We start from the raw sequence: 2391 nt of genomic DNA on the forward strand, positions 1-2391 counted from the left end.
TTGAAGATCTCAGGCTTGCCGAAGTGAGCCATCGCTTCCTCGACCGCCTCGATGCAGAAGCTGGCATCCATGGTGATTGAGAGCCGCCAGGCCGGAACCTTACGGCTGAACCAGTCAACGACGGCAGTGAGATAGACAAAGCCCCGCGCCATCGGGATGTAGGTGATATCCATCGCCCCCTTGCCCGGCAGGCGATGCTTGCATCGCCGAGAGGGGGGACTTGATTGGGGCGCGTGACCGCCAGCTTGCGCAGAAGATATGGGAAGATCTTGTAGCTCGGTGCAGGCTTCGAGGTATTCGGCCGACGATAGAGCGCCTCGATCCCCATGCGCTTCATCAGCGCGGTGACATGCCGACGCCCGGCGGCATAGCCCTCGGCTTCGAGAAGCCCCTGCAACATCCGGCTGCCGACGAAGGGGTATTCCAGATGCAACTCGTCGATCCAGCGCATCAAAGCCAGATCGGCAGCCGGGACCGCGCGAGGCAGATAGTAGATGCTGCCCCGGCTGATCCCGAGAACTCGGGCCTGCCGGTTGAGCGGCAGGTCGTGCGCGCGATCGATCATCGTTTTGCGCTCAGAAGGCCGGCCTTGCCGAGCGCGCTAGACAAAAAATCATTCTCCGGCGTCAGCTCCCCGATCTTAGCATGCAGCGTCTTCACGTCGATCGGCGGCGCGGAGGCCTCGGCTTTCGCCTCCGAACCGAAACGCGGGCGGCTCCTTCAAGAAGCTGGCTGCGCCAGTGCGTGATCTGGTTGGGATGGACGTCAAACTGCTGAGCCAACTCGGCCAGTGTCTTCTCGCCCTTGACGGCTGCCAGTGCCGCCTTCGCCTTGAAAGCCAGCGTGTGGTTCTGCCGCGGTCGTCTCGTCATGGTCTCTCCTGTCGCGGCCATCATGCCGCTTTCAGGCAGAAACTCCACTCATCTGACCTGTCCAGTTTTCCAGAGCCGGCTCTCAGTACGCCCCTGGAGTTAGGCGAGACGCTGGAAGTTATAGGCGAGGCTGACCATACCGACATTGCTGTGGAAACCTCAGGCAGAGCCGGTCGCTGGAGATATTGGAGCTTAAGCAGCAAGTCGTCGCCTTGCGCGAGAGGGTATGACTCGGCTTGAAGCGATAACGGTATACATTGCAAATTTCATAATAAAATTTATAAATTTCCGCACAACTTTAGCATTAAACGCCTTTATCTTTAGGTATAAAATATTTAAATATAATTTTAACTTGAAGTTATTTTTGATTTTCGATTATCATTGCCGCTAAATCTTCCCAATCGGTAACTGTTGTGAGGCTTAGCGGAATCTTCGATGCTCCTTTTTGAGGGGCAACGTGCCGGGGCGACATGTTCGAAACTCACCGTATTTCGTTTGCCAAGAATGCTCGCCGCAGCTTGCGTAAGCGGGTTTATGCCGCGCTGCGCATGGCTCATCGCGTTATGGGAATGAAAAACAAGCGTCTCGGATTAGGGGCGTTGGGTGTCGGTGGTCGGATTGGCGGTGCCCGATGCGCAGTCGCGCCTGCGTTAATGCTGTCGGCGATGTGGCTGGCCCCTGCGGCCGCAAATACAATCACTACGATCACTAAGGATGGGCCAGTTGAGGCGTGTGATACTGGTTCCTCTGGCATTGTTGGGCGGACGAATCCTGGCGGTACCGCCGGCCAAGCTACGGATGGGACGGGTACGTATTCGACGGCTGCGGGCTGCAATGCTTCTGCGGCAGGTATGTCTGCTGGCACCATCTATGGAGCTTTTTCCAAAGCCACCGGAGCGGGTGGAACCGCGATCGGTTTCTTGAGCCTAGGGGGACGATGGGCAACCGGTATTGGCTTGGAGGCGCAGGCAACGGCGACAGGCGCGACCGCTTTGGGTTTCGGCAGCCGGGCTAATGGCCTGAACGCCGTTGCCATCGGCGGCGCCGGCGGTGATGGTATCACCGCGCTCAGTATCGCCAACTCCACGATTGCCTCAGGACAGGGTTCCATCGCTATTGGCGCCAATACTCGACGTGGCGCTCAATCGGCAGGCGTCAATTCGATAGCGCTCGGCGGTGAAGCCTCTGTCGGTGGATCCGCAACTTCGGGCATTGCAATCGGTCGAGGCGCAAATGTGGCCGCAAACTTTGGTATCGCTCAAGGCGATGGAGCACTGGCTAATGCTTCCAATGCCACAGCCATCGGCACCAATTCGGTGGCATCAGGGATCAATGCTATCGCGATCGGCATCACGGCTAAGGCATCGGCGGCTAGTGCGCTCGCATTCGGGCAGAATTCTTCGGCTTCCGGTGCCAACGGCCTTGCGATGGGCACCAATTCTGTTTCGGGTGCAACGGGCCAGAACGTCGCCATCGGCGTGGGCGCCAATGCCAACGCCGCGACCGCGGCTGGAGGGGC

Annotated in this window: 2 pseudogenes; one reads left to right on the forward strand and one right to left on the reverse strand. The window is 58.5% G+C overall.

What is annotated here, in order from left to right:
• Nucleotides 1-872 (reverse strand): annotated as a pseudogene (locus ACTJKX_RS38115) (IS3 family transposase); the annotation flags it as partial.
• A gap of 470 nt (nucleotides 873-1342) precedes the next feature.
• Between ACTJKX_RS38115 and ACTJKX_RS38120 the strand changes: the two are divergent.
• Nucleotides 1343-2391, forward strand: a pseudogene (locus tag ACTJKX_RS38120) (hypothetical protein); the annotation flags it as partial.

It is taken from the genome of Labrys sp. 22185 (assembly GCF_052045555.1).
GTDB classification, from domain to species: domain Bacteria; phylum Pseudomonadota; class Alphaproteobacteria; order Rhizobiales; family Labraceae; genus Labrys; species Labrys neptuniae.